Genomic DNA, 22,465 nt, shown 5'->3' on the forward strand with positions numbered 1-22,465 from the left:
TTTATTCTGGAAAAAGGATGCTCTCATAAGCACCTATATCTGGAGCCAGTGTTCTGTTAGTCCCAATAATATCTGTAGGAACTGCATTTGCAGCGCTCTGTAAACCAAAACCGTTACCAGCAGTATCTTCACCTACTTGTAACATATTTTCTGTGGGGAGTAAAAAGTCTGGTTCTTCACCACGTATGATATCTTGATATAAATTTACATTTGTAAAATCATAAAGTGGCTCCCCTATAAAATCACCAAAAACATCATCAAATCGTATTTGTGAGTTTGTAAATTTAAAATTGAAATTTGCAGCTGTATCTTGGTTAAAGCCTATTTCTTCGCCTTGATTACCGTACACTATACAATTAGTAAAATTAGCTTGAGCAAGGTCTCCTACGAGTAAGGTTTCTTGCGTTTGTAAGGTGTTGTCTAAAAATACAGCAGGGGTATCTCTAAAGCTTTGCGTCCAGTAGTTTGTAAAGGTACAGTGTGTAAAATTGTAAATACCGCCTAGTTGTACCAGCATAGAGAATTGCCCGCAGTTGTTAATTACCGTATTTGAAGCCTCAACAGAGGTAAATCTATTAAGTAAGCCTACAGCAGAGGCGTTATAAATCTGAGAGTTAGTAAGAGTGAGGCTAGGTGAAGCGGCGTTAGGGCTCGCCTCATTAAGTATACCTACAGTTGCATTTTTTATGGTTGCATAGTTTATCGTGTTATTTACACTACCATCTGTAAGCAAGATAGTTCCCCACTGGCCAGGCACATTAGAAAATGCAGGCTCTAGTCTATCACTTTCAAAAATCACTTCATTCTCTAGCGCTATGGGATCTGCGCTTAGTGCACCATTTATAGCTAGTGTTGCATTATCTGCTATGAGTAAACCACTATCTGCGTGAAAATGCACTCTGGCTCCAGCTTCTATCGTTAAGGTTTTTGCTGTTGAACCATTTGGATCACCTACAGCCATATAACCGTATATTACGTAAGGTTTATCATTTGTAAAAGTAAGTTCGTCGTCCATAAGGTAACGTCCTTCTAGTGTAGTTTCTACATTATTTACAGTAAGTGTTTCTACCATACCTGTAGCACCATCACGCTCCGGAAATAGAAAAATGGCATCCTTTACAAGCGTTACGAGTTCTACATTTTGTGTTGTACCCACGCTATTAAATTCTATAGCGTCTGTATATAAAAACTCTTCAGAGGCATTGCCTACTTCATTGATATCTAGTGTGGTCTCTACAAAAACAAAAATACTGTCGTTTGCGAGAATTTCTACTTCTTCAAATTCTTTGCCAGCTATACCATCTACATTAAGTCTATAGTCTGAGTCTTGACCACGACCTAGTCGTACAGATGGTATAGAGATTGCCTCATCGCTGCGATTATACACCTTAAGGTTATACGTGCTAGAGCCTATGTTTGTAAATACCGTATCAAGAAAAATGGTATCTCTTGAGAATTCTAGATTACCTGTACTAGGAGTGGTTTCAAAATCATTACGGCAAGAGCTTACCGTAATTATACCGGCAAGCGCAATAAGAAAGTAGAGACTGCGCATTAAGTTATAGTTTGTAACAAATATAACTTTTTAAGAGCGGTGTTATTGCTTCTTGTTTTTTTTCTTTTGGCGTAGTTCTTTTTCTAGCTGCTTGTGGCTTTTTGTGCTTACTCTGCCCATAATAATTTGAGGAAGGCCACGCTCTTCTTTTTTAAAGTTTACATTAATCTCCAGTTGTGAACCTACTTTTATTTCTCGATTTTCAAAACCTAGATAGCTGTAAGTTATTATCTCCCCAGAAAACACATTTAAACTATAGTTGCCATTTAGGTCTGTTTTGTAATTTCTAGAGGTCCCTTCTACGCTTATGTTTACACCGGCAAGAGGACCATTGTAGTCTGTTACAGTACCAGTGATTGTAATGAGTTTCTGCGGTGTATTTTGCTTTCGCGAAAGCGTACCTATACCCAAACTATCATATTTTTTTATAGGAAGTTCTACCGGTGCAATATCACCCATAATAATAGTCTCAGGTGTAGCCTGTCCAGATGCCTCTGCAACCGAAAGCATTGCCATAGGGACAAGTAGTGCCGCTGCTGCTTGAGCAAAGCTCCTGCCTTTATCACGCGTTGCATAGATGGGTGTATCGAGCTGGTCTTTTCTAAAACGACCACAAAGATGATCGACTTTAGTGACGCGTTTATACAGGGCATCCTTAGTAAAGGCTGTAAAGTCTACAACCTCTTTGCTGCATACAGCGCAGTGTTTACCTTGCTGTACAGGTGTCATTTTTGCCCAGTCTTCGTGACAAGGTTTTGGGATGGTGATGGCAATAGGCTTTTTCATAATGTCTTGATTAACTGATGTAAATCTAGTTAATCAAGCACCTTGCCAGTATCATAAATGAGTAAACGGGCTGTTGTGGTGAGTGAACGACCTATTTTTCTACAATCTCTATTTCAAAAAGTGTGTTCCAGTGTTTACCGGTTACAAAAAGGCGCCCCTCGTTTGCTTTATAGGCAATACCATTAAGTACCTCATTTGCTGGATCTGTAAGTTTTTGCACTTCGTTTTTGAGCGTGCGTAAATCAATAAGACCTTCTAGCGCCCCTGTTGTAGGGTCAATTATAGAGATAAGGTCTACTTGATAATTGTTTGCATATATTTTACCATTTACCCATTCTAGTTCGTTGAGTTTGCTAGTAACCTTTGTATTGTCAGTAGGCTCTATATACGATTGTTCAGATAGATTAGAAGGGTCTAAGGTCCAGATTTTACTAGTTCCATCAGACTTGTAAATTACTTTACCGTCATTTGCAAGTCCCCAGCCTTCTCTACTTTTATTGTAGGTAAAAGTTCCGGTAGTCTCAAATGTATTACGGTTGTAAATAAAGCCAGTATTACCCTTCCAGGTAAGCTGGTATATATTATCTCCTATAATGGTCATCCCTTCGGCAAAGTATGCCTTGTCTAGTTTTTCTTCCTTAAGTACTTTTCCAGTTTTGTAGTCTACTTTTCTCAGGTTAGACTCGCCATAACTACCATTGCTTTCATATAGTGTATCACCTACAAATTCTAGCCCCTGTGTATAGGCATCTGTCTGGTGTGGGTATCTGTTTATGATTTTATAGCCATATACTTTTGGCGCTTTTGTATGTAAAATGTTTAGTTTTTGTGTGGTGGTCGTACTTTCTCCTCCGGCATAAATAGTAGCACTCAACTCGCGTTGCCCAAGTTTTTGAGAAGATAGGGTAGTGGTGAGCCCCTCAAGACCGTTACTTGAACCTATGCGCTTCCCGTCAAAAGCGTATGAAACAGAGTCAAAGGCGATATTTTTTTTCGCTTTAAGCGAGATGGTTATTTCTCCACCATTTTTGATAGCATTTTTTTGTGCATCTGTTGTAATAGTATAGTTTCCATCTAGAGAACCTGTGTCGCTACAAGCGATTAAAAGTAGCGGTAATATGAATAGAATGAGGTGCTTAGCTTTTGCTGTCATTTTCTGTTGAATTTTACAGCAATTTAAAACAAAAAATCGGGCTAAAAAACCTTGTGACTTCTCAAAGAAGCTATATCTTTGCAGCGGCAAGTCCTACACAACCAGCTCCTGTCGAATCCCCCAGGGTGGGAACGCAGCAAGGGTAGATGGTCGTAGCGGTGTGATGTAGGTAGCTTGCCTTTTTTTGTGCGCACAAGTCAAGTAATTTGACAATGATATATAACAATCTCAAATCTCAGTAATGATGTTTGAGATTTTCTTTTTTACGCTTTCGCGAAAGCGTAATTAAAACCCATAAAAAAAGCCATCTCTTTATTGAGATAGCTTTTTAAGTATATGATAAATAGGTCTTAGTACCCTACGCGTTCTACAATCTCAAGACCGTAGCCTACGATACCGATACGTTTAAGTCCCTCGCTGTTAGTCATAAGTTTTACTTTAGAAATGCGTAGATCGTGTAAAATCTGTGCACCTATACCAAAGTCTTTTGAGTCCATAACAATATTAGGAGCTTTCATTACTCCATCTTTTTGAATGTTTTTGAGCTCACTTAATCGTCCCAATAAATTTGCCGAGGCATTTTCTTGATTTATAAAAACTATAGCTCCTTTGCCAGCCTCATTTACGGCTTTAAACATATCGTCTAGTTTGGCGTCTGGATTATTGGTAAGCGTGCCTAGAAGGTCGTTGTTAATTTGAGTAGAGTTTACACGCACTAGTACTGGCTCATCATCTTCCCATCCACCTTTTGTAAGTGCGATGTGCACAGTGTCATTTGTGGTTTGCTCATAAGCGCGAAGTCTAAAATCTCCAAAACGAGTTTTTATCTCAAAGTCTTCTTTCTTGTCTATAAGGCTATCGTGGTTCATACGGTAGGCCACTAGATCTTCTATAGAAACAATTTTGAGGTCAAACTTTTCTGCCACCTCCATAAGTTGAGGGAGTCGTGCCATTGTACCATCTTCATTCATTATCTCTACGATGGCTCCTGCAGGTTTAAAACCAGCAAGTCTAGCAAAATCTATTGCGGCTTCTGTGTGACCTGTGCGACGCAGTACACCACCTTCCTTTGCCTTAAGCGGAAAAATGTGTCCCGGTCTACTTAAATCATAAGGTTTAGTGTGCGGGTCTATAAGTGCTTGTACGGTTTTTGCCCTATCTGAGGCAGATATACCGGTGGTTACCCCTTGACCTTTTAAATCTACAGAGATGGTAAAGGCCGTCTCCATAGGGTCTGTGTTGCTCGTTACCATCATATTGAGTTGCAACTCTTCACAACGATCTTCAGTAATAGGAGCACAGATAAGACCACGCCCGTGCGTAGCCATAAAGTTAATCATCTCTGGTGTTACTGTCTCTGCTGCCGCTACAAAGTCTCCTTCATTTTCTCGGTCTTCATCATCTACTACTATGATTACTTTGCCATTTTTAATATCTTCTATGGCTTCTTCTATAGTGTGTAGTTGTATCGTTTTGGGTGCTGTCATTTGTATGAGTAACGTTTTGCACAAAGATACAAGAACGTGTGTATATAATGGATATTCATTTAGCTCAGATAGCCCTATAGATTATCTGTAAAATACCCTTGAGTTTTTAAATTATCTAAGGTAATACCTAGCTTACCTAGTCTTGAGATGGCAGCCTTGCGTACATCTGTAGAGTGTCCAGATTCTTTATAGTTTTTTACAACGTCCTTGAGCTGGTTTGAAGAAAGGCTGTCTAGCATTTTTTCTTCTTCATCGCTTATTGAGTAGCTTAAGTCTAGCGCGTCAATATTGATAGCTTTCTTTTTAGGTCTTGCAAATAGTTTTTTAATAAACGTAGGCATAATGTCTACATCAAAGATGCCTTGGTCTGTCGTTGCGCGATAGGTGAGATACACCCCAAGTGGGAACAAAATAAATGTACTTAACCAACTCGCTATAAACGGACTAATTGAGTTGTCTTCTGCACTATTTTTTGCAAAAATACCTATGAAGTGAAAGGTAAGAAAGAGCACCACACCTATTACAATAGGCAAGCCAAGTCCACCTTTACGTATAATAGCGCCTAGTGGAGCTCCCACAAAAAAGAGAAGAATACAGCTAAAGCCTAATACATATTTCTCGTGTAGTGAGATTTCAAATTTGCTTAATCGCTTTACATCAATTTTGAGAATCTTTTTTCTGTTCTCTATATCTGCAATGGTGTTGCTTATATTAGACTTTGCAATTTCTAAGATACGCACGCGGTCTTTAATCTCGTAGTTGTCTAATATGGCCTCTTTTATCTCTGCGCTTTGTTGTTTTACATTACCTTGATAAAGAGTATCTACAGGCGGTGGTTTTATGCGGCTTACATACTTGTTTGTAAACTTTGTTCTGTCTTCAACAAATCTTTCAGATAGGGCTGTAATACTAGAATCTAGTAGTACAATATCCATCATCTGGTAGGTGTTGTTTATATCTCTGGCATCTAGATCTTCATTGCCTAGGGCGCTTAGGTCTATGTTGAGCGTGTAGGTCTCAAAATAACTCTTTGCAAAAGGCTCTTTAAGTTTTTCCTTAGTCTTTTTCTTCTGTACTTCTGTATAGTAGTTACCTTCCTTGAGTTGTAGTGACAGAGTAGGGGAGTCTATAGAACTTATGAGCTCTCCTTCTTTTGCAACGATAACCGTATAATTACCAAGCCGTCCTTTTTCCTTTTGATGTATGACAACATCTCTGAGATATTGATCTCTATCACCATACTTCTCTGCAACACGCATATTAAAGTCGTCACCTATTTCATTAAACTGGCCACTACGTATGAGCATAGCAGGTTTCATCTTACCTATGTTATTACGTAGGTTTCTAAACTCAACCTGTGATGCGGGAATCACATAATTTGCAAATAAAAAGGATGCGATACCTAAAAATATAATGAAGAATATAACACTCTTCATTGCCCGCTGTAGTGAGATCCCCGTAGACTTCATTGCTGCAAACTCATAATTCTCGGCAAAATTCCCAAAGGTCATTATACTCGTAAGTAGCACAGAAAGAGGCAATACAAGTGTTACAAGACTAGGCATTGCAAAGAGTAAAAACTTTAATATCACATCAAAGTCCAGATCTCTACCTGCTAGTTCTTGTATATATAACCATACACTCTGTAAAACAAAAATGAACATCAATATAGAAAAGATGCTCAGAAACGTTTTTACAAACGTAAAGAAGATATAGCGGTCAAGTATTTTCATCTATAAATGATAAGGGCGCAGACAAAAATAAGAAGTCTGCGCCCTTAGCTCTAGTATCTACTGTTATAATTTATTGATATAATAGTCTGTGTATTTACCCTTATCAAAAGTAAAGGTATTCTTTGCAAGTGGCTGGTTAGTCTTAAAAGAGTTTACCGTTATAGTCACTTTAGTACCATTGTTTTGGGTAATAATAAGTTTGTGTATATGCTTAGTCTGAGCATCTACACCTAGCAAAGTATACTTCACATCACTATTAGAATCCATAGGTGTGAGTTTTACAAATTGTATCTCTCTACCATTTACTTTTTGCTTGATGTCCATCTTTTGCGTGTATCCTTCATTAAAGAAAGAAAGCATCTTAGACGGTGTGATCGCATTTTCATCTTGATCACTCATCGCGCTTATGGTTACCTCTTCATCTTCAGGTACAATCGTGTAGACGTTTGTCCCGTCAAATAATTGTGTCGTACCCATAAGTGATAACTTATAATTATCACCTGCCATTACTACGTTACCTTTAGTCTCTTGATTTACACCTTCGGCTTCATTGCTAAGGGCATACTTAAAGTCTATTGCTATATTATCGTAGCTCTTAACTTTAGTATCTACCTCTTTAAGGAGTGTTTGTACAGATTGCGCTTTCGCGAAAGCGGTCATAAATAACAACAATACCACTGGCATTGCACGCTTTGCAAATTTTCTGTACCCTTTTACTGCGACTGGAACTAAGACCTTCTTAAATAGTATAGGTGCCAGCCAAAAAATTAATCTCTTCTTCATCTTGGTTTATTCATTGTTAAGGAGTTGATCGAGAGCCACCATATCTGGAACCAGAACCTGTCGTGCTTTACTACCTTCAAAAGGTCCTACCACACCTGCAGCTTCTAGTTGATCTATGATTCTACCTGCTCGATTATATCCTAATTTAAGTTTACGTTGCAATAGTGAGGCACTACCTTGTTGAGCTATTACCAAAACTTCGGCAGCATCACGAAAAAGTGCATCTCTATCTGATGCATCTATATCAAGACTTGTGCCACTCTCTTCACCTACATACTCTGGCAGTAAGTGTGCATCTGGATATGCTTTTTGATTACCTATATATTCTACAATGCGCTCTACTTCTGGAGTGTCTACAAAGGCACATTGTATACGCACAACATCATTACCCTGAGTGTATAACATATCCCCACGACCTATAAGCTGGTCTGCTCCAGAGGTGTCAAGTATGGTGCGACTATCAATTTTTGAAGTTACTCTAAAGGCGATACGCGCCGGGAAGTTTGCCTTAATAATACCTGTAATAACATTTACAGAAGGACGTTGTGTTGCGATTATAAGGTGTATACCAATGGCACGAGCAAGCTGCGCCAGACGAGCAATAGGAGTCTCAACCTCTTTACCAGAAGTCATAATCAAATCTGCAAACTCATCTACTACAAGTACGATATATGGTAAAAACTTGTGGCCGTTTTCTGGATTGAGTTTTCTTGCTTTAAACTTTGCATTGTACTCCTTAATATTACGGCACATTGCATTTTTAAGAAGGTCATATCTCGCATCCATCTCTATACACATAGAGTTGAGTGTGTTTATCACCTTAGAGTTGTCTGTGATAATGGCCTCGTCTGTATCTGGTAGTTTTGCCAGATAGTGGCGTTCTATTTTATTAAATAAAGTAAGCTCCACCTTTTTTGGATCTACCAGTACAAATTTTACCTCTGCAGGGTGCTTTTTGTATAGTAGTGAGGTAAGGATTGCATTAAGACCAACAGATTTACCTTGTCCCGTAGCACCTGCCATAAGTAGGTGAGGCATCTTTGCAAGATCTACTACAAAAGTCTCGTTTGAGATGGTTTTACCTAGTGTAAGTGGTAACTCCATCTCTGCTTCTTGAAACTTCTTACTAGCCACCGCAGAGCGCATACTTACAATACGAGGATTCTTATTAGGAACCTCAATACCTATGGTACCACGACCAGGAATAGGAGCAATGATACGTATACCAAGGGCACTTAGTGATAGTGCAATATCATCTTCCAGATTCTTAATTTTTGAAATACGTACACCCGCTTCTGGTACAATCTCGTATAGGGTTACGGTAGGACCTACGGTTGCCTTTATGTTTGAGATTCCTATTTTGTAGTTGTTGAGTGTCTCTACAATACGGTTTTTATTCTCTTCAAGTTCTTCTTGATTAATGGTAATTCCTTGTCCGTTTGTGTAGTCTTTTAATAAGTCTATAGGTGGGAATTTAAATTTTGCCAACTCTAGCGTAGGGTCAAACTCACCAAAATCTTCTACCAGTTTTGAGCTCAGGTTATCTGTAAGTTCTTCTTCTTCGACTGGTTTTTCGACCTCTACCTCGACTACAGTTTCTGGGGTAGGGATGACTTCTTCCTCTTCTGGAGCTTGGGTTACTTCAAAGCTGCTCTCTACCTCAGGTGTCTTTTTAGTAAGTGTAGGTTGCAAGTTTTGTACATTTTGTTCAAATGTAGAGGTGGTTGTAGGAGGTGTTTCTGTTTCCGCTTTCGCGAAAGCGGTCTCATCTCCACCAGTAGTACTTCCCTTAAGTATTTCTTGTGCCTCATAAGTAGATGAGTTATCTAAAATAACAGGCTCTGGAGTCGCATCTGAAGCAAACTCGCCTGCAAGGGCATTTTTCTTTTCTTTAAAATAGGTGCTCACACGCTCTGGTGTAAGTCGTAAACGTAGCACGAGGTAAATAATCGCGAGGAAAGTCATCACGATAATGGCACCTGTAAGCCCTAGGTAGTCTTGTAAAAAATCGTTTATTTCATAACCTACTGTACCACCCAGTATGTCATTACTGTTACTAAAGAAGCCTAGAAAAACAGCAAGCCATAACATTAAAAGGATACCCCAAAACCAAAATTTCTTAAGTGCAGCTTTTGCATAATCAAAAAAGTAATAGACACCTGTTAAGGCAGTGAGTATAGCGATGGTGAGTGCAGGGATCCCAAAACCTTTGTAGACAAAGAAGTGACTTATGCGAGCTCCTACGAGCGAGAGCCAGTTAGACGCATTATCTTCTCTAGTACCTGTTTGTAGTAGGCTCTGGTCTGCTTTCCACGTAAAGAGATACGAGATAAAAGAAAAGAGTAGGGCAAGGCCTAAAAAGAATAGAAAACTCCCAAGTATAATCTGTTGCTGGCGCGACAGTTTAAAGGAAATAGGTTTTCTAGGGGTTTTAGGTTTGGTTTTTTTTGCCGTGGTTTTCTTTTTTGCCATAGAAGCGCTCGAGGTTGTTTTTTGAGTGGATATAAAAATACAATATTGAAACGGAATTTTTATGGGTTTATGCGCCCTTGTTTAACGTTTCTGTTTAAGTGTATTTTTAGGGTAATATCCTCTTGAGATGCTGCTATTTAAAAGCGGCTTGTCACAAAAAATGTATGTAGATTTTTTAAAAAATTCTAGGGATGTAGATAATGCCGGCAATTATAACAGCTATTAAAGCAGCGATACCTACAGCACCTGCAGCAATATCTTTGATTTTTCCTATTTTCTCGTGAAAGTCTGGATGTATAAAGTCTGCAATACCTTCTATCGCGGTATTAAGTCCTTCTGCGGTCATAACCAAGCCTATGCATAGGGTTTGAGCAATCCATTCTGTGCGGCTTATGTTGTAGTAAAAACCAGCAATGGTAATAAGTATAGCCACACCAAATTGTACTTGTATGCTTGCCTCAGAGCGTATGAGTTGTATACCGCCTTGTAGCGAGTATTTCATCCCTTTGAGTCTTCCCGTTATAAATTTTATAGGCACGTGTGTTTGGTTTTTTATGGTGTAAAGTGGTTACAATAGTACATAAATAAACCTGCCAGATTGCACGCAGTTGTACAAGCTCAGGCAGGTTTATGTATATTCTATATTATTTAAGAGCGTTCATTGCACCTTCATAGTTAGGCTCTTGACCTACTTCTGGAACTTGCTCTGTATAAACTACTTGCCCTTCTTCATTAAGAACAACTACGGCTCTTGAGTGTAAGCCGTCAAAACCACCATCTGCGATAGTAACCCCATAGTCTTCACCAAATTTTCCTGTCTTGAAATCAGATAAGGTGTGTACATTATCTAGACCCTCTGCTGCACAAAAACGCGCTTGAGCAAATGGTAAGTCACGAGAGATACAAAGTACCTCCGTATTTTCTGCGCTAGAAACTTTTTCATTAAACGTACGTACAGATTGTGCACATACACCTGTGTCTATAGATGGAAAGATGTTAAGTACCACACGCTTCCCTTTATAGTCTGATAAGCTTGCTGGAGAAAGATCGTTTTTTGATAACGTAAAATCTGGAGCTGCTGTTCCTACTTTTGGAAGTTCGCCTACGGTTTGTGTTGCGTTGCCGCCTAATGTTATTGTTGCCATTTTATTTTTTTTGTTGTCTCGTAAAAGTAAAACAAAAACTACCATTTACCACTCGCTTAACAATTGTTTATCAAGTTGCTCTGGTATACTTACATTAAGAATAAAAAAAAAGTACAACTGCCAGAGGCGGTTGTACTTTTAATAAGGTTGTGTGAGTAGGAAATCTTAGTTATCTATAGACCCCATTACACGTTTCATAAAGCCGTTAAGAGCCTCTTTTTTTGCGGTACCGCTACGCATATCTTTATGCACTTCTAGCGCTCCATACATATTTGAGATAAGTTCACCTATCACATCTAGCTCTTCATCTTTAAGAGAAGGAACCTCTGTAAGGTGCTCAAGTGTCTCTACCGTTTCAATAAGAAAATCTTGATCATTTTCTTCTATAAAACCTACGAGGTGCTTAATTACTGGTAACTTCATTTACAAGGTCTTTAAGTACATCAAATTTATTGGTCTGCACTTGATTAGTAAATGATCCCTTTGTAAACGTTGCAAATGTAGGAAGGTTATCTACTGTAGCCATTTTACGTGACTCAGGATTCTTCTCGGCATCTACAATAACAAACTTTACGTTTTTATTTTCTGAAGCTAGTTTCTTGAACTTAGGCTTCATAATACGACAGTTACCACACCAGGTAGCACTGTATTGTACGACAACGGTCTCATTTTCGGCAACAATCTGGTTAAGATTATCTTGATCTAATTCTTGAATCATAGCTTCTGTTTTTTTAGTTTGCGTGAGCTGCAAGGTAGCTAGCTACACCATCACGGTTTGCGTTCATCGCTTCTTTACCATCTTCCCAGTTTGCAGGACAAACTTCTCCTTTTTCTTGTACGTGCGTGTATGCATCTACAAGTCTTAAAAACTCAGATACGTTACGACCCAGTGGCATATGGTTTACACCTTCGTGAAAAACAGTTCCCTCTTCATCAATAAGGTATGTCGCTCTGTAAGTTACATTGTCACCATCAACAAGTACATTTCCAGTCTCTTCATCAAAACGCTCGTTAGTCACGTCAAGAATACCTAACTGGTTTGCAAGGTTACGGTTAGAGTCTGCAAGTATAGGGTATGTTACACCTTCTATACCTCCGTTATCTTTTGCAGTGTTTAACCACGCAAAGTGTACTTCTGGAGTATCACAAGATGCACCTATTACGATTGTATTACGGTCTGCAAATGCTTGCTTTGCTGCTTCAAAAGCGTGAAGCTCTGTAGGACAAACAAATGTAAAATCTTTTGGGTACCAGAAAAGAATGATTTTCTTTCCTTCTTCTTTTGCTTTTTCTAAGATATTGATCTTAAAAGTATCTCCCATTTCATCCATTGCATCTACGGCAAGGTTTGGGAATTTTTTTCCAACTAGTGTCATTATTTTAAGGTTTTTATGTTCGTAATTTGAGAGTGCAAAAGTACCTCCCAAATAGAGCTTTAAAAAAAACCTTTAATGTAATAAGTTGATAGTAGTATTAGTATTTCTTATACTGGATTATGAGGCGTTGTAAGCGTGTGTGTTACGCTTTCGCGAAAGCGTAAAAAAAATATACTTATGCTTTCTTTGCATCCTTAATTTGTCTGATTTTAATATTAAATCCTGCAAAAATGAGTGTCATAAATGGCGAGAGCCAGTTAAAGATGGCAAAAACAAAGTACTCAGCCACGCCTACATTAAGTACTTCACTTTGATATGCTCCACAAGTGTTCCAAGGGATAAGAACAGAGGTTACCGTACCAGAATCTTCTAGCGTACGAGATAAGTTTTCTGGAGCAAGTCCTTTGTCTTCGTATGCTTTCTTAAACATTTTACCAGGGATGACAAGCGCAAGATATTGATCTGATGCAATAGCATTGAGACCCAGACAAGAAATCACTGTACTTGCAAAAAGACCAAAAACCGTGTCTGCGACACTCAGTAGGGCTTTTGTAATTCTAGATAGTGCACCTATACCGTCCATAATCCCTCCAAAAACCATCGCACAACATATAAGTAATATCGTCCATAGCATACCAAGTATACCTCCCGCGCTAAAGAGTTCGTTAAGTGTAGCGTTAGGTGTTTCTATAGCAGTATCTGTCCAGATAGCTGTGGCTATGGCATTTATTTTTGATGTAGATAATCCCTCTAGTATTTCTGGTTGAAAGATATATGCAAACACTGCTGCAAGTACAACACCTATTCCTAAGGCGATGAGTGGTTTTGTCTTTGTAACGATTAATGCAATTACCACACCTGGAACGATAAAAAGCATAGGAGTAATATTAAAGGTGTCATCTATTACACCTAGTAACTCTGTGACATCTGCCGTACCTGTGGTGTCTATATTAAGGCTTATAATAATAAATACGAGTAGCGTGATAACTATAGTAGGTACCGTAGTAAGCGTCATATATTTTATATGCGTAAAAAGATCTGTACCTGCCATCGCTGGAGCTAGGTTAGTTGTATCACTTAGTGGTGACATTTTATCACCAAAGTATGCACCAGAAATCACAGCTCCAGCTATCATACCTGCATCTATACCCAGCGCTTGACCTATACCTATAAGAGCAATACCTACAGTGGCAGAGGTGGTCCAAGAGCTTCCTGTTGCAATGGAGATAATGGCAGCAATAATGACAGAGGCTGGTAAAAAGATAGTAGGGTTTAACACCTGGAGGCCATAATATACCATTGCTGGAATAATACCACTCACAAGCCAGCTACCGGCAAGTGCTCCTACTAGAAATAATATGATTATAGGTACAAAAACACTTTTGAGGTTTTCCCAAACTTCGGCGAGCATTGTGCCTAGTGTAGATTTATTAAGAAAGCCTACCACTGCGGCTGCAGCTCCTCCCATAAGAAGGATATATTGATTAGAATACTCACCAAGCCACACACCATCTTTAAGAAAAATGTTATACGCTAGAAGCCCCATTAAAATAACAACTGGGATAAGAGCCTCCCACAAATTTAGTTCACGGTTATCTACAATATGATGGTTTTTTTGCTCTTCTAGATTGTTATTCATTGTGTGTGTTTTGTATAGGTAATGTTACAATAATAGCCTGTATTTTGCAAGGTGTGAGAGCAAATAGCTCATAGCTCTCATTACAAGCTCATCTCTTAGATTAAAAGAGGTGAGAATCTATCACTCTTTGTTATAGTTAGTTAGACTGTGTAGTGCAACGCTTGTTATGTTATAAAAAAAACAATGCGAGCTTACAGTAGGTTACTATAAGCTCGCAAAGATTTTAATGGCGGTAATGTGTTATGCCATTTTTGGAACCAAAACGCCTATCTCTTCCATACAAGATTTCATCATTTCATAAGTACGTTCTATATCTGCATCAAGGCCTATTGAGAACCTTATGAGACCATCTGTAAGTCCCATAGCTGCTTGCTCATCTTCTGGAATTTCTGATGAAGTAGAAGTTCCTGGAGCGCTAAAGAGGGTTTTGTAAAATCCTAAACTTACGGCTAAGTAACCTAGGTTCTTTTCTTGCATTAACTCCATAAGTGCGTTTGCCTTATCTAGTGAACCTACATCTACTGTAAGCATACCGCCGTAGCCGTACTTTTCATTCATATGTCTATTAAACACCTCGTGACTAGGGTGAGAAGGGAGTCCTGGGTATACCGTTCTTAGTCCTAGATTTTCAAAACGCTCTGCGAGATACATAGCATTGTGACTATGTTGCATCATACGTATATGCAGGGTGCGTAAGTTCTTAAGTACAGAGGCTGCTCTCAGACTATCCATAGTAGGACCTAGTAGCATACTTGCTCCATCATTTACATTACGTAACTCATCTATAAATTCTTGTGTACCGCACACCACGCCACCTACCGTGTCTGAAGATCCGTTTATAAACTTAGTAAGACTGTGTATCACCACATCTGCACCGTGGTTTACAGGAGATATAGAGAGCGGTGAGAATGTATTATCTACCACTAGTTTAAGGTGATGTCTTTTTGCAATGGCAGAGAGCCCTTCAATATCTGCAATCTCAAGTAGTGGGTTGCTCACAGACTCACAGTAGAGCACCTTCGTGTCTTTTGTAATAGCAGCTTCTACAGCTTCCAGATTTGTAATGTCTACAAAGCTCGTCGTGATGCTTAGTCTAGGAGCAAAGTTTTTTAAGAAGGCATATGTTCCTCCATAAATGGTACGGCTTGACACTACGTGATCACCAGCCTGGCATAGTTGTAATAGCGTAGGAGTGATAGCACCCATCCCACTGGCAGCAACGTTTGCCGTTTCTGTTCCTTCCATTGCGGCTAGGGCTGCACCTAGATAAAGATTAGACGGTGTGCTGTGTCTTGAGTATAAATAACAACCATCTGCATTTCCTTCAAAGGTGTCAAACATTGTTTTTGCCGATAAAAAAGTGTAGGTTGAGCTATCTGAAATAGAAGGATTTACTCCTCCAAATTCTCCAAAATACTGTAAATCTTGGATCTCGTTTGCGGGTTTAAATTTCATAAGGCGCTAAGTGTTTGAATAGATTAGTTTGTGTAAATACTTGTTATTTATAACGTAAATGTATGTATATGTAGATATTTAATCAATAGTGAGTTAGATATATAGATAATTAAACTGTATTATTGTAAATAATTAGAATTTCGCTTTCGCGAAAGCATAAGTTTACCCCAAATACTGATAATTTTTCTATGATGAAACTTGACGAACTAGACAAAAAGATTTTAGGATACCTACAACAGGATGCCAAAATCACAAACAAAGAGCTTTCTGCAAAGCTTAATCTTTCTGTAACTGCTATTTATGAGCGTGTAAAAAAGATGGAGCGCTCTGGAGTGATCGCACAGTATATCACACTTCTTAATAAGGATATCGTAGGGCTAGGTTTTCAGGTGTTTTGCCACGTAAAGCTAGAGAAGCACGCGCAAAATGCAATAGACTCTTTTGAAAAAGAGGTGACCGCGCTAGATGAGGTGTTAGAGTGTTTTCACGTAAGTGGGGACTATGATTATTTACTCAAAGTGCTGGTAAGAGATATGGAGCATTTTCGTAATTTTATGGTAAGTAAGCTTACGACTCTTAAGTATATAGGGAGTACACAGAGCTCGTTTACTATAAGCGAGGTAAAAAACACTACAACAATCACGATATGATGAATGGCAAGTATTATGTACTCACAGAGTTTTTTATATTATTCATAATACTACCATTAAGTCTATTATTACCCTATGACTTTAAAATCAAGGTAGCTTCGGTTTTAATAGGTTTTACATATTTACTGGTGATGCTTTATAGAAGTAGGGCGGTAAAGTTTAAGCTTGAGCGGTCAATAAACTGGCCGTCTTTTTTTAAGGAGACAGCTGTGAAGTTTGTTGTTATAGCCATTGTTACTACCATTTACGTGTACATATTACAGCCTTCTAGCTTGTTTTGTGTACCACAGAACAACCCAAAATTATGGGTGATGATATTGCTGGTGTACACTTTCTTATCTGTATGGCCGCAAGAGGTGATTTATAGAACTTTTTTCTTTAACCGTTATGATGGTTTCTTTAAAGACAAGCGATTGCTTATCGTGGTAAATGCGATTGTATTTGCAATGGCACACTTGTTTTTACGCAATACCTTAGTCATTGTACTCACCTTTATAGGCGGATTATTATTTGCTTATACCTTTAAGAAAACTAGATCTACCACACTAGTATCTATAGAGCACGCTTTATATGGTAACTGGTTATTTACAGTAGGGATGGGGCAGATGCTTGCCTTCCCAGGGATGGAGGCGTGTTAAAAAAATACTTCTCAGATATATAAAAAGCCAATCTCTCGATTGGCTTTTTATAATTATACTTCAGATTCTTTATAGCTCATCACTTGCTTCTTCTTGTCCCATCATCATTAGGTATCCTTTTAAGAAGAGGTCTATGTTACCATCCAGTACAGCATCTGTGTTACCTGTCTCTACAGCGGTGCGCACATCTTTTACAAGTTTGTAAGGATGTAATACGTAATTGCGTATTTGTGATCCCCACTCAATGGCCTTTTTATCTGCTTCTATCGCGTTACGAGCTTCCATTTGCTTGCGTAGTTCTAGCTCGTATAATTGAGAACGAAGCATTTGTAACGCTTTTGCGCGGTTATCGTGTTGTGATCGTGAGTCAGAACAAGAGATTTGTATACCCGTAGGGTGGTGAGTAAGTTGGACCTTAGTCTCAACCTTGTTTACGTTTTGCCCTCCAGCACCAGAAGATCTCGCCGTCACAATATCATAATCTGCTGGATTGAGTTCTATCTCAATACTATCATCTACAAGTGGATATACATATACCGAGGCAAATGAGGTATGACGCTTTGCATTACTGTCAAAAGGGGAGATGCGCACCAGTCTGTGTACACCGTTTTCGCCTTTAAGCCAGCCAAAGGCAAACTCACCTTCTATCTCTAGCGATACCGTTTTTACACCCGCTACATCACCTTCTTGAAAGTTAAGCTCTTTTACCTTCCAGCCTTGTTTTTCTGCATACATTAAGTACATACGCATAAGCATAGATGCCCAGTCGCAACTCTCTGTACCACCGGCTCCGGCGGTAATCTGTAAGACACAGCTTAGCTCATCACCCTCTTCAGAGAGCATATTTCTAAACTCGATATCTTCTATAAAACTAGCCGCTTTCTCATAGCGTGCTTGTACATTTTCTTCTGGAGCTTCGCCTTCTTTTGCAAATTCATAGAGCACCTCTAGGTCTTCTACAAAGGTTTGAGCCTCCTCATAATCTGTTACCCATTTCTTTTTAGAACGTAAGGTTTTCATAAAGGCCTCAGCCTCTTTTGGGTCGTTCCAGAAATTTGGGTCAAAGGTTTTTTCTTCTTCGTTTTGTATCTCGATGCGTTTGCGATCTACGTCAAAGATATCTCCTTAAGCCGTCTACGCGCTCTTGGAGTGATTTTATGTGGTCTGTTGTAATCATATGCTTCCCTTGCTGGGTCTGTAATTTAAAATGCTATAAACTTCTAGGTGTTGAGAATGTGGGTTGTTACGCTTTCGCGAAAGCGTACTCATTACTCCTCTAGTAAGTCTGGTCTTCTTTCTTTTGTTCTTATATATGCCTGTTCTTCTCGCCACTCTTCTACCTTAGGAGTATTGCCACTGGTGAGAATCTCAGGAACTTTCCAGCCTTTATAATCTGCTGGGCGCGTGTAAATAGGTGGGGCCAGTAATCCATCTTGAAAACTATCTGTAAGCGCCGAAGTCTCATTACCTAGCACCCCAGGGATTAAACGTATCACAGCATCACAGAGTATCAGAGCGCCTAGCTCGCCACCGCTTAGTACGTAATCTCCTATAGAGATTTCCTTGGTAATAAAATGATCTCTTACACGCTGGTCTACACCTTTGTAATGACCACATAGAATGATAATGTTGCCTTTGAGCGATAGCGTGTTTGCCATCCCTTGGTCTAGCGTCTCACCATCTGGAGTCATATAAATCACCTCGTCATAATCACGCTCAGATTTGAGCTTAGAGATACATTTATCTATAGGCTCAATTTGCATTACCATACCTGCACCTCCGCCAAACTGGTAGTCATCTACCTGCTTATACTTAGTATCTGTATAGTCTCGCAAATTGTGAAACTGTACTTCTACTAGACCTTTTGCGATAGAGCGTTGCATTATAGAGGCCTCAAAAGGACTCTTTAATAACTCTGGTACGACGGTAATAATATCTATTCTCATAAGTATACAATTGTAATGCGAGGCGAGTCTTGCGCTAGCGAGCCCAAAAGTAATGTAAATCGGGGTCTTTTGTAAAGCCTAGACGCTCATAAAGTTTTTGTGCCGGGTTTGTAGTACCCGTTTGTAATGCAATGCCTTTTTGCCCAGTGGCTGTACATAATTCTTTAACACGGTTTATAAGCAAGGTACCTATACCTTTTCCTCTGTGGTCTGGATGAATATATAAATCATTGAGCAATAACATACGCTCCATACTTACCGAAGAAAATAGGGGGTACACTTGCGTGAAACCTACTAGCTCCTGCGGATTACTTGCAGTATGAGCGACATAAATGGTACTCTCATTTTGTGTAAACCGTTCTTTAAGAAAGGAGCGAGCCCCTTCTATATCTGACGGTTGTTTATAAAACTGTCTATACCCATCAAAGAGCGGGATAATAAACTCAAGATCTGTAAGTGTAGCCTGGCGTATATGCATAAAAAAAATCTATACCCTAAAGTACAGATTTTATAGTATTAATAAAACGAGTGCTTACCCTTTTGAAGATTTAAGCGCTCTGTTGCGCTCATCTTGTAGCTGGCGACCTAGTTTTTGCTCTTTCTCTAAGGCTTTACGGCGGTAATCTTCAAACTCTGCCTCTGTCTCATCTAGTTTGTGCTGTGCCGTTTTAGTAAGTACGTTACTACTTCTAAATTTGAATATAAAAAATAACAACGCAAGTAATAATACTCCAGCAATACTCCATACCATCGTGTTGTAGTTGCCTTTACTCATTTGAGCGCCAAAAAAGTTCATTGAGTCTTTCTCACCTTCTGTTGTTTCTAGTGTAGCCTGCGTTTGAGCAAGGTCTGTGCTTACCTGTGCTGCAGCCGCTTGCTGCTGTGCCATTTCTGACTTAAGATTTTCTATCTCTGCCTGTAGGCCGTCTATGCGTTTTTTTGTGTTTTGCTGTAGGCGGGTCATTTTTACTTTTTCAATCACCTTAAATTGCTGGTAATTGTTTGAACCATCTATAACCTCTGTAAATTGATCATCAATGCTCTTTGAGGCATCTTGTGCTTGTACGGCGGTAAAAGAAAGGAGGAATATAAAAGCAAAAGCCTTTGTAATAGCGTTCATAAATCTGAAAAATTAAATGATATTTTATATAAAAACGACGATGTACCCCATCGCAGTTTACAAAAGTACGTGAAAATACATCTTTTGGACTTTTTAAATAAAATTATATCTCAAGATGTTGCTTCTTTTTATGTAGTAGGAGGGAAATAGTAGAGGGGTTTTGCCTGAGATGACAGAGCAGATTTGATTAAGACTAGCTCTAAAACCTATTTTGAGGCGTAGCCATACGATTGCGGTAATCACCAAGTATGCAACTACCTTTTGTGAGGCTTATTTTATCGTGAACTGCAAGCCCTTCGGCAATCAGCCGGCACGGTCTTTTATATGGCTCGTTGCGTGGTTTAGTACTAAACTTTGCAAGTTCACACCAAACTGAAAATCCACGAGGATTTTCGTAAGTAGGCTAGTACTAGCAATGGATTATATCCATTGTTGTACCCAGTTTTGTTTTTCATTATTAAGAAAGTAACTTTACTAAAAATATTAATATGAATATCGAAGTATGGCAGCAACTTCTTTCTCTAGAAAGTCAAGAAGTAGTAAAAAAGATGTTTTTAAAAATTCACGGTAATGAATTGAATACCAAAAGAGCCAAAGAAATAAATTCCTCTGCCAAACAAGCTCGTGAATATTTTAGAAATGCAAGCTTATCAAGTTTTTCAGTAAGACCATTGTTAGTTTTTTATGGTGTATCAAGCTTAAGTCGTTCTTTAACATTAATAATGAAAAAGCGAGGAGGAGAAGAACGTCTTACAGCAGGTCACGGAATAACGACAGAGGATTGGTCAAATGAATTATCTGGAGATTTGAATACTTCACTTAAAAAGATAGGTAATTTAAAGGTGAAAACAACTTCTGGGCTTTTTACAGATTTTATTAAGGAAACAGATAATATAATGAACTGTCATGTTAGATCTTCTGGAATTGATTGGAAGTTAAATTATTCTAAACCACCTCAAGATCATATAATTACTTTTTCCCAATTACTTTCTAGATTACCAGATTTGCAACAAGGTTTTAATCAGCTTTCTGAAGACGCTCTTTATACAAACATTAATGGAATGACATTTTCAACTGAAGCAGGTTTCAATTGTAAAGTTCGAACAAGTAGTTTAAAACCATTTAAAGATTGGTTTAGTGAAAATGGCTATGAAGTTTTAGAAGCAGGAGATTGGACTACAATAAAGTCTGAATCTGAAAACTTTGAATCTAATTCACCTCAGTTTGTTCATTCTTATGTTCAAAAGACATTTGGTTCCATACCTTCTCTTTACCTAAGTAAACCTTTTGAACCTGATGTTTGTTATTCTCAACTTGGAATAACATTTTTGTCATCTTATTATTTAGGAATGTTGGTAAGGTATTATCCAACGCAGTGGACACAACTAATTAATGGTGGTTCAGGTGATGATTATTGGCCGACTATTAATCGTCTTCTTGGATATATTGAGCAAGCTTTCCCGGAACTTGTAATTGAACTAATTTTTGATTTGACCAAAGAGTCTAATTAAATTGGGTACAACAGACCACTACATAAAGCGAGTGCGGCTCGCTATGGCTATAGGGATTGATGGTGTGGCTCTGTCGATTGTTTTTTTAATTGATTTTCTAAATATACACTTATTTGTGAATCTGTCGCCGCACATAGCGCTTTCAAATCCCGATGCACTTCGGGACGCGTTATGTAATAGTTCTTGCATCAGATGAGAGAGGAACTACCGAGAGGAAGGCACCGGTCTCGGCTATGATTAGTTCGGTGACAAGCAAACCTTTTTATTTCCGTCTGCGCACGAAGCTAAATTTATAAGATATAGCAACTTCATTAATAAACTCAAACCTTTCGGTTTTGCCTTAAAGACCGCACTGCGTTTAGGTTTTGCTGTAAAACGTTTTAATCAAGTTTAATTTCAGGGTTTAAGAATGTATAAATCTGTTCTCCAATCTTAACAGATATTACGTCATCATTAATTTTATTTAAAACATCAAATCGATTTTCTAATTCCAGTTTTTTTACAAATAAAACTCGCTGCTGTGATTTATTGATTTGATTATTTCCAATCAATTTCTCCTGTTTAAAAGCTCCATTCTTACTTGATTCAACAGAAATGGGTATATCTTTAATCGGTAAGGTTGATGTCTCACTCATTGCGATTAGAACTATTAAAGAATTTTTGTAATTTCCATATTCACTCCAAAATCCCGGCATTATATTTAAGTTAGAATTGGCCTTGAATTTTACATTGTAAAAATCACCTTGAATTTCATTAAAAGTGCTACTTTCATTAAAAAACAAGTAAGGTAAGAGTCTAAAATATGAGTTTTTATAGTTTGGATTAATGGCGGCAATTCCATTTGAATTCAATTTGGAGACTGGAATTTCGGATTGTATTTCAGGTCTTGGCAATTGAGATGTGCTCGAGCAGGAAATTACAATTAGTAATATTAAATATAGTAATTGTTTCATTGTTTTTAAATGTTTTAAAACAGGCCACTACATAAAGCGAGTGCGGCTCCCGATAGCTATCGG

General features: G+C 38.5%; 22 protein-coding genes and 1 other RNA gene. 4 read left to right on the plus strand and 19 right to left on the minus strand.

Annotation, left to right across the window (positions count from 1 at the left end; all coding sequences use genetic code 11):
* Nucleotide 1: 1 nt before the first annotated feature.
* From ABVM49_RS09530 to ABVM49_RS09540, 3 genes are all read right to left on the minus strand, one after another.
* Nucleotides 2-1,555 (minus strand): hypothetical protein, encoded by a 1,554-nt coding sequence (locus ABVM49_RS09530; protein ID WP_405201655.1) that lies wholly within the window; start codon nt 1,553-1,555, stop codon nt 2-4.
* Nucleotides 1,556-1,597: 42 nt separating this feature from the next.
* The gene (locus ABVM49_RS09535) at nt 1,598-2,341 is read right to left on the minus strand and encodes a carboxypeptidase-like regulatory domain-containing protein (RefSeq protein WP_405201656.1); all 744 of its coding nucleotides are present in this window, start codon (nt 2,339-2,341) and stop codon (nt 1,598-1,600) included.
* A gap of 91 nt (nt 2,342-2,432) precedes the next feature.
* Nucleotides 2,433-3,494 (minus strand): glutaminyl-peptide cyclotransferase, encoded by a 1,062-nt coding sequence (locus ABVM49_RS09540; protein ID WP_405201657.1) that lies wholly within the window; start codon nt 3,492-3,494, stop codon nt 2,433-2,435.
* An 84-nt stretch (nt 3,495-3,578) separates the two neighbouring features.
* Here ABVM49_RS09540 and ffs point away from each other — a divergent pair.
* An RNA gene (gene ffs, locus ABVM49_RS09545) (signal recognition particle sRNA small type) lies at nt 3,579-3,677 on the plus strand.
* Between the two features lie 167 nt (nt 3,678-3,844).
* Here ffs and ribB read toward each other — a convergent pair.
* The 11 genes from ribB to ABVM49_RS09600 all read right to left on the minus strand — a co-directional run bounded on the left by ribB (nt 3,845) and on the right by ABVM49_RS09600 (nt 15,584).
* Nucleotides 3,845-4,981 (minus strand): 3,4-dihydroxy-2-butanone-4-phosphate synthase, encoded by a 1,137-nt coding sequence (ribB, locus tag ABVM49_RS09550; protein WP_298348156.1) that lies wholly within the window; start codon nt 4,979-4,981, stop codon nt 3,845-3,847.
* Nucleotides 4,982-5,055: 74 nt separating this feature from the next.
* Nucleotides 5,056-6,714 carry an LptF/LptG family permease gene (locus ABVM49_RS09555; protein ID WP_405201658.1) on the minus strand — a complete coding sequence of 553 codons (1,659 nt, stop codon included), beginning with the start codon at nt 6,712-6,714 and terminating at the stop codon, nt 5,056-5,058.
* Between the two features lie 63 nt (nt 6,715-6,777).
* Nucleotides 6,778-7,497 carry an outer membrane lipoprotein carrier protein LolA gene (locus tag ABVM49_RS09560; RefSeq protein ID WP_084811635.1) on the minus strand — a complete coding sequence of 240 codons (720 nt, stop codon included), beginning with the start codon at nt 7,495-7,497 and terminating at the stop codon, nt 6,778-6,780.
* A gap of 6 nt (nt 7,498-7,503) precedes the next feature.
* Nucleotides 7,504-9,969, minus strand: a complete 2,466-nt coding sequence (locus ABVM49_RS09565; protein WP_405201659.1) for a DNA translocase FtsK 4TM domain-containing protein — start codon at nt 9,967-9,969, stop codon at nt 7,504-7,506.
* Between the two features lie 175 nt (nt 9,970-10,144).
* Nucleotides 10,145-10,471 carry a diacylglycerol kinase family protein gene (locus tag ABVM49_RS09570; protein WP_405201660.1) on the minus strand — a complete coding sequence of 109 codons (327 nt, stop codon included), beginning with the start codon at nt 10,469-10,471 and terminating at the stop codon, nt 10,145-10,147.
* Between the two features lie 142 nt (nt 10,472-10,613).
* Nucleotides 10,614-11,114 carry a thiol peroxidase gene (gene tpx, locus ABVM49_RS09575; RefSeq protein WP_405201661.1) on the minus strand — a complete coding sequence of 167 codons (501 nt, stop codon included), beginning with the start codon at nt 11,112-11,114 and terminating at the stop codon, nt 10,614-10,616.
* 165 nt (nt 11,115-11,279) lie between these two features.
* Complete coding sequence (locus tag ABVM49_RS09580; RefSeq protein WP_021778616.1) at nt 11,280-11,537, minus strand: DUF6952 family protein; 258 nt, start codon at nt 11,535-11,537, stop codon at nt 11,280-11,282.
* The gene (locus ABVM49_RS09585; protein WP_298348172.1) at nt 11,518-11,832 is read right to left on the minus strand and encodes a co-chaperone YbbN; all 315 of its coding nucleotides are present in this window, start codon (nt 11,830-11,832) and stop codon (nt 11,518-11,520) included. The genes ABVM49_RS09580 and ABVM49_RS09585 overlap by 20 nt, the downstream gene beginning before the upstream one ends.
* A gap of 13 nt (nt 11,833-11,845) precedes the next feature.
* Nucleotides 11,846-12,490 carry a peroxiredoxin gene (locus ABVM49_RS09590; protein ID WP_405201662.1) on the minus strand — a complete coding sequence of 215 codons (645 nt, stop codon included), beginning with the start codon at nt 12,488-12,490 and terminating at the stop codon, nt 11,846-11,848.
* A 175-nt stretch (nt 12,491-12,665) separates the two neighbouring features.
* Nucleotides 12,666-14,129, minus strand: a complete 1,464-nt coding sequence (locus ABVM49_RS09595) for a Na+/H+ antiporter NhaC family protein (RefSeq protein ID WP_405201663.1) — start codon at nt 14,127-14,129, stop codon at nt 12,666-12,668.
* A 240-nt stretch (nt 14,130-14,369) separates the two neighbouring features.
* The gene (locus ABVM49_RS09600; RefSeq protein ID WP_405201664.1) at nt 14,370-15,584 is read right to left on the minus strand and encodes an aminotransferase class I/II-fold pyridoxal phosphate-dependent enzyme; all 1,215 of its coding nucleotides are present in this window, start codon (nt 15,582-15,584) and stop codon (nt 14,370-14,372) included.
* Between the two features lie 191 nt (nt 15,585-15,775).
* Between ABVM49_RS09600 and ABVM49_RS09605 the strand changes: the two genes are divergently transcribed.
* A complete protein-coding gene (locus ABVM49_RS09605) occupies nt 15,776-16,234 on the plus strand; it encodes an Lrp/AsnC family transcriptional regulator (protein WP_405203671.1) in 459 nt (152 codons plus the stop codon).
* Entirely contained in the window at nt 16,231-16,872 is a 642-nt protein-coding gene (locus ABVM49_RS09610) for a CPBP family intramembrane glutamic endopeptidase (protein ID WP_405201665.1), read from the plus strand. The genes ABVM49_RS09605 and ABVM49_RS09610 overlap by 4 nt, the downstream gene beginning before the upstream one ends.
* Nucleotides 16,873-16,941: 69 nt before the next feature.
* Here ABVM49_RS09610 and prfB read toward each other — a convergent pair.
* The 4 genes from prfB to ABVM49_RS09630 all read right to left on the minus strand — a co-directional run bounded on the left by prfB (nt 16,942) and on the right by ABVM49_RS09630 (nt 19,938).
* Nucleotides 16,942-18,049, minus strand: a protein-coding gene (gene prfB / locus ABVM49_RS09615) for a peptide chain release factor 2 (RefSeq protein ID WP_405201666.1) whose coding sequence is annotated in 2 segments (ribosomal slippage) — nt 16,942-17,985 and nt 17,987-18,049 — 1,107 coding nt in all. Because the reading frame shifts where the segments join, the coding sequence is not laid out codon by codon here.
* A gap of 91 nt (nt 18,050-18,140) precedes the next feature.
* A complete protein-coding gene (trmD, locus tag ABVM49_RS09620; RefSeq protein WP_021778625.1) occupies nt 18,141-18,818 on the minus strand; it encodes a tRNA (guanosine(37)-N1)-methyltransferase TrmD in 678 nt (225 codons plus the stop codon).
* A 34-nt stretch (nt 18,819-18,852) separates the two neighbouring features.
* Nucleotides 18,853-19,296 (minus strand): GNAT family N-acetyltransferase, encoded by a 444-nt coding sequence (locus ABVM49_RS09625; protein WP_405201667.1) that lies wholly within the window; start codon nt 19,294-19,296, stop codon nt 18,853-18,855.
* A 54-nt stretch (nt 19,297-19,350) separates the two neighbouring features.
* Nucleotides 19,351-19,938 (minus strand): hypothetical protein, encoded by a 588-nt coding sequence (locus ABVM49_RS09630; protein WP_035325080.1) that lies wholly within the window; start codon nt 19,936-19,938, stop codon nt 19,351-19,353.
* Nucleotides 19,939-20,426: 488 nt separating this feature from the next.
* Here ABVM49_RS09630 and ABVM49_RS09635 point away from each other — a divergent pair, with 488 nt between their 5' ends.
* Nucleotides 20,427-21,449: a YaaC family protein gene (locus ABVM49_RS09635; RefSeq protein ID WP_405201668.1), complete on the plus strand. Its 1,023-nt coding sequence runs from the start codon at nt 20,427-20,429 to the stop codon at nt 21,447-21,449.
* A 380-nt stretch (nt 21,450-21,829) separates the two neighbouring features.
* Here the strand turns inward: ABVM49_RS09635 and ABVM49_RS09640 are convergent, their stop codons facing one another.
* Nucleotides 21,830-22,402: a hypothetical protein gene (locus ABVM49_RS09640; RefSeq protein WP_405201669.1), complete on the minus strand. Its 573-nt coding sequence runs from the start codon at nt 22,400-22,402 to the stop codon at nt 21,830-21,832.
* Nucleotides 22,403-22,465: the final 63 nt, after the last annotated feature.

Source organism: Dokdonia sp. LLG6352-1, from assembly GCF_045055815.1.
Lineage (GTDB): Bacteria > Bacteroidota > Bacteroidia > Flavobacteriales > Flavobacteriaceae > Dokdonia > Dokdonia donghaensis.